This window comes from Streptomyces sp. NPDC056061 (assembly GCF_042266885.1).
Classification (GTDB): Bacteria; Actinomycetota; Actinomycetes; order Streptomycetales; family Streptomycetaceae; genus Streptomyces.
In genome coordinates this window covers 1-6,172 of sequence record NZ_JBHJWQ010000071.1, presented here as the reverse complement: position 1 = coordinate 6,172, position 6,172 = coordinate 1, and the positions used below count along the sequence as shown (strand labels likewise).

Annotated in this window: 2 protein-coding genes; both read right to left on the bottom strand. The window is 72.3% G+C overall.

What is annotated here, in order from left to right:
* A partial coding sequence (locus ACFC79_RS37935; RefSeq protein ID WP_376249796.1) for a type I polyketide synthase occupies nucleotides 1–1,753 on the bottom strand: 1,753 nt, incomplete at its 3' end.
* A 57-nt stretch (nucleotides 1,754–1,810) separates the two neighbouring features.
* Nucleotides 1,811–6,172 (bottom strand): SDR family NAD(P)-dependent oxidoreductase (locus ACFC79_RS37930; RefSeq protein ID WP_376249794.1); only part of this gene is annotated, 4,362 nt, incomplete at its 5' end.

Sequence of the window (6,172 nt, the reverse complement as noted above, 5' to 3'; positions counted from 1 at the left end):
AGGCCACCTGCCCACCCACGACAGACCCCTGCACCACACCCGGCGCCATACCCTCATCCGCAACCGTCCGCAGACCCGCCAACAACCCCTCGCGGTCCGTGCCCTGGATCACCGCGCGACGGTCCAGCGCCGCGCGCTCCGTCGCGAGCGAGAATCCCACATCGACGGGGCTCGGCGACGGCTGCTCCGTCAGGTGCGCAAGCAGCCTCTCCGCCTGGGCGCGGAGGGCCGCCGTGCTTTTTCCGGACAGCACCCACGACAGTGCGCCGGGCATCGTCGTCCCGGGCTCGGCGGGCCGGGCTTCGGCCTCCGCCTCGTCGGGTTCCGGGGCCGGGGCCTGCTCGATGATGGTGTGGGCATTGGTGCCGCTGAAGCCGAAGGAGGAGACGGCGGCCCGGCGGGGGCGCCCGGTCTCCGGCCACGGGGTGGTCTCGGTGAGCAGGGAGACCGCGCCGGCCGACCAGTCCACGTGCGGGGTCGGCTCGTCGACGTGCAGCGTTGCGGGCAGTACCCCGTGTTCGATGGCCTTGACCATCTTGATGATTCCGGCGACACCGGCCGCGGCCTGGGTGTGGCCGATGTTGGACTTGATGGAGCCGAGGTGGAGCGGCTGGTCGGCGGGGCGGTCCTGGCCGTAGGTGGCCAGCAGCGCCTGCGCCTCGATCGGGTCGCCCAGCGTCGTCCCCGTGCCGTGCGCCTCGACCGCGTCGACGTCGGCGGCCGAGAGCCTGCCGTTGGTGAGCGCCTGGTGGATGACGCGCTGCTGCGACGGGCCGTTGGGGGCGGTCAGGCCGTTGCTCGCACCGTCCTGATTGATCGCGCTGCCGCGCACGATCGCGAGCACCTTGTGGCCGTTCTTCTGCGCGTCGGACAGCCGCTCCACGAGCAGCATGCCGACGCCCTCGCCCCAGCCGGTGCCGTCGGCGGCGGCCGCGAAGGGCTTGCAACGGCCGTCGGCGGCGAGACCGCGCTGCCGGCTGAACTCGGTGAACGTGGAAGGAGAGGCCATGACGGTGACACCACCGGCCAGGGCCAGCGAGCACTCACCGGAACGCAGCGCCTGCACCGCCATGTGCAGGGTGACCAGCGAGGACGAGCAGGCGGTGTCGACGGTGACCGCCGGACCCTCCAGCCCGAAGACGTAGCTGACCCGGCCGGATGCGATGGAGCCGGAGCTGCCGGTGCCCAGGAAGCCCTCGACGCCCTCGGGCACGGACTCCAGCCGCGAGGTGTAGTCGTGGTACATGACACCGGCGAACACGCCGGTACGGCTGCCGCGCATCGAGGTCGGGTCGATACCGGCCCGCTCGAATGCCTCCCAGGACGTCTCCAGCAGCAACCGCTGCTGCGGGTCCATCGCAAGGGCCTCGCGCGGCGAGATACCGAAGACGGTGGGGTCGAAAGCGCCGGCGTCGTAGAGGAATCCGCCCTCGCTGACGTAGCTGGAGCCGCCCTGGTCGGGATCGGCGTCGTAGAGCGTCTCGATGTCCCAGCCGCGGTCGGTCGGGAAGCCGGAGATCGCGTCCTCGCCCGTCACGACCAGCTGCCACAGGTCCTCGGGGGTGCGCACCCCGCCGGGGTAGCGGCAGCTCATCGCCACGATGGCGATGGGCTCCTGGTGCCGGTCCTCGACCTCGCGGAGCCGACGGCGTGCCTGACGCAGGTCGGTCGTCGCCCGCTTGAGGTAGTCGCGGAGCTTGTCCTCGTTGTTCACGGCCGCGCCCCTGCTCCCAGCTGCGTCTTTGTTCACCATTGCCGTCGGCTCCTTGCGAAAGGGAAGGTCGTGCTCATCAGTTCAGGTCGCTCCCCTTCAGGAGGAGCCGAGTTCGTCGTCGAGCAGGTCGAACAGCTCGTCGTCGGTCGCCGATTCGAGGTCGTCGCCGGTGTCGGCGTCGGCCGTCGTTTCCTGGGCGTCGTTCCACTTGGCCATCAGGGCCTGGAGGCGCATCGTGATCCGCGACCGGACCACACTGTCCTCGGACGCGTCGGCCAGGGCTGCTTCAAGCCGGTCGAGTTCGCCGAATACGGACGGGCCTCCGGCGCCGTCGACCGGCAGCGCCGCGCGCAGGTGGTCGGCGAGGGCGGAAGGGGTCGGGTAGTCGAAGATCAGCGTGGCGGGCAGTCGCAGGCCGGTGGCCTTGCCGAGCCGGTTGCGCAGCTCCACCGCGGTGAGCGAGTCGAAGCCCAACTCCTTGAAGGCCGAGCCTGGTTCGACGGCGCCCGCACCACCGTATCCGAGCACGGTGGCCACCTGGGAGCAGACCAGGTTCAGCAGGAAACGGTCCCGCTCGGCCGCGGGCATCCCCGCGAGCCGTTCGACGAGGCTCGTCTCCTCCGCCGCGCCCGCACCACCGGCGGCGGCACGGCGGACCGGGGTGCGGATGAGCCCGCGCAGCAGCGGTGCCACTCCGTCCGTCGACTGGGCGCGCAGCGCGGCGATGTCGAGCGCTGCCGGAATCAGCAGCGGGTGCTCGGACCGGCAGCCCGCATCGAAGAGGGCAAGGCCCTCCGCATGGTCGAGGGCGCCCATGCTGCCGCGGTTCATGCGCTGCCGGTCGGTCGCGGCGAGCGTGGCCGCCATGCCTCCCTCGTCCTCCCACAGGCCCCAGGCCAGCGAGACGGCCGGGCGGTGCTGGGCCCTGCGGTGGTGGGCGAGCGCGTCCAGGAAGGCGTTGGCCGCTGCGTAGTTCCCCTGGCCCGGGTTGCCGAAGACACCGGCGGCGGACGAGAAGAGAACGAAGGCGGACAGGTCCAGGTCCTCGGTCAGCTCGTGCAGGTTCCACGCCGCGTCCACCTTGGGACGCAGCACCCGCGACAGGCGCTCCGGCGTGAGCGAGTCGATGATCCCGTCGTCCAGCACACCGGCGACGTGCACCACGCCGACGAGCGGATGCCCGGCCGGAATCCCGGCGAGCAGGGCCGCCAACGACCCACGGTCGGCCGCGTCGCACGCTGCCCAGACCGCCTCGGCGCCCAACCCCGCGAGTTCTGCGGTGAGTTCCGCAGCACCCTGCGCCTCGCCGCCGCGCCGACTGGTCAGCATCAGGTGACGTGCACCGTGCTCGACCACCAGGTGCCGGGCGACCAGACCGCCCAGTGTTCCGCTCGCTCCTGTGATCAGAACCGTGCCCGTCGGGTCGAAGGCCGGCACGGCCTCCTCGGCAGATCCGGACACCCGTGCGAGCCGGGGCGCGTGCCAGGCACCGTCGCGCAGGGCGAGCTGCGGCTCGTCGGTCGCCAGTGCCGTGGGCAGTTGCCGCAGCGTGTCGGGGCCGTCCGATCCGTCGGTGTCGATGTCCACGAGGACGAACCGGCCCGGGTGTTCGGCCTGTGCGGATCGCACCAGGCCCCACACCGCGGCGTGCGTCAGGTCGTCGACCGGCGCGGCGTCGCTCACGGCCACGGCACCCCGGGTCAGCAGGACCAGCCGGGAGTCGGCGAACCGGTCGTCGGCTATCCACTGTCGCACCACCGCGAGTACTCGGCCGGTGACCGCATGGGTCGCCGCCGCGATGTCCCCGGCGGTGGTCAGGTCGGGCAGGCACGGCAGCAGCACCACGTCCGGGACCATCCCGTCCGCATCGACCGCTGCGGCGAGCGCGGACATGTCCGCGTACGTCCCGGTGTCGACGCCCGCGGCTTCCAGCACGGCCGCCGCCTTCAGGTCGCCACCGCCGAGGACCGCGTACGAACCTGCCTCCTCGGCCGCCATCGCGGCCGGTGCGGGCAGCGCGACCCAGTCCAGACGGAACAGCGATTCATGATGCCCGGCGTGGGCGGCCCTGAACTGGTCGGCATCGAGCGGGCGGAGCGCGAGCGAGTCGACCGACGCGACCGGCGTGCCGCTCTCGTCGGTCACGTTCAGCGCGACCGCTCCCGATCCGGCCGGGGACACCCGCACCCGCAGCGCCGCAGCGCCGACGGCGTGCAGCCGTACCCCGTCCCATGCGAACGGCAGCCGGGCCCGCCCGGTGTCCTCCTCCGCGTCCTCCTTCGCATTCTTCTCGGCGTCGTCCTCGGCGTTCTGCCCGGAGTCGAAGAAACCGCCCAGGCCCACCGCGTGCAGTGCGGCATCGAACAGCGCCGGGTGCAGACCGTAGGCACGGGCGTCACCCTGCTGCGTCTCGCCGAGCGCGACCTCGGCGAACACCTCGTCACCGAGCCGCCAGGCAGCTCGCAGCCCCTGGAACACCGGTCCGTAGCCGAGGCCGAGGGCGGCGAAGGCGTCGTAGAAGCCATCGGTCCCGACCACCTCGGCTCCGGCCGGGGGCCACTCCCCCGGTTCGGCCGTGGGCGCGGCGGTTCCGGCGACCGCGAGGGTACCGGCCGCGTGCCGGGTCCACGGCTCGTCGGCGGCGTCCTCGGGCCGGGAGTAGACATTCAGCGCGCGTCGGCCGACAGCCCCGTCGGGCTCACCGACGGTGACCCGCAGCTGGACCCCGCCGCGCTCCGGCAGGATCAGCGGCGCCTCCAGAGTCAGCTCCTCCAGCAGATCGCAACCGACCTGGTCGCCGGCCCGTACGGCAAGTTCCACCAGGGCGGTGCCGGGCAGCAGCACCGTGCCCATGACGGTGTGATCCGCGAGCCACGGATGGGTGCGCAGCGAGAGGCGCCCGGTGAACAGGCAACCCTCGGAGTCGGGCAGGTCCACCGCCGCACCCAGCAGCGGGTGGTCCGCCGCACCCAGTCCGGCCGAGGCCACGTCCCCGGTGGCCCCGACCGGGGCCTCCAGCCAGTAGCGCCGACGCTGGAACGGGTAGGTGGGCAGGTCGTCGACCCGCTGGGCGCCGGTGCCCGCGTAGAGGGCCGCCCAGTCCACGGGTACGCCCCGGGTGTGCGCCCGCGCCACGGCGGCGGCCAGTGTCTCCGGCTCGGGGCGGCCGGCGCGCAGAACTGCCGCGAATGCCGGACCGGTGGGGTCGGTGGCGCAGTCCTGTGCCATGGCGGTGAGTACTCCGTCGGGGCCGAGCTCGATGAAGGTGGTGACGTTCTGGGCTTCGAGTGCGCGGATGCCGTCGAGGAAGCGCACGGCGTCGCGAACGTGCCGCACCCAGAAGTCCGCAGTGGCGATCTCCTCGGCGGAGACCAGGTCTCCGGTGAGGTTCGACACGATCGGGATGCGCGGGGCCTCGTACACGATGCTCTCCGCGACCTCGCGGAACGCGTCGAGCATGCCGTCCATGCGCGGCGAGTGGAAGGCGTGGGAGACGGTGAGGCGCTTGGTCTTGCGACCCCGCTCCTGGAAGGCGGCGGCGATCGCTTCGGCGGCGTCCTCGTCGCCCGCGATCACGACCGACTGCGGACCGTTCAGCGCGGCGATGCTCACGCCCTCGACCAGCAGCGGCAGCACCTCGTCCTCGGATGCCTGCACCGCCACCATCGCGCCACCGGCCGGGAGCTCCTGCATCAACCGGCCACGGGCCGCCACCAGCTTCGCCGCATCCGCCAGGGACATCACGCCGGAGACATGCGCGGCAGCCAGCTCACCGATGGAGTGCCCGGACAGGAAGTCCGGCCGCAGACCCCACGCCTCGACGAGACGGAACAACGCCACCTCGACCGCGAACAACGCAGGCTGAGTGAAACCCGTCCGGTCCAGCGCCTCGGCGTCATGACCGAACAGCACAACCTTCAGAGGCTGTTCGAGATGCCGGTCCAACTCGTCGCAGACCGCGTCCAGCGCCTGAGCGAACACGGGGAACGCGGCATACAGCTCACGGCCCATGCCGAGGCGCTGGCTGCCCTGGCCGGTGAACAGGAACGCCGTCCTGCCATCGGCCACCACGTCCTCGACCACACCCGCGTTCGGCTCACCGAGCGCCAGCGCCTCCAGACCTGCGACCAGCGCGGTCCTGTCCGGGGCCACGACCACCGCGCGGTGGTCCAGGGCGGCCCGAGTGGTCGCCAGCGAGTAGCCGAGATCGGCCGACGCGAGATCCGTGCGCTCGTCCAAGTAGCGGCGGAGCCGTCCGGCCTGGGCACGCAGCGCGTCGGCAGTCTTCGCCGAGATCGGCACCGACATCACGGGCGTCGTCGGGGCGGGCGCCGTCGGGTTGGCCTCGGTCTCGTTCCGGGGCTCGGTGGGGTCGTCTGCCGGGGCCTGTTCGATGATCGTGTGCGCGTTGGTGCCACTGAAACCGAAGGACGACACCGCGGCCCGGCGCGGACGACC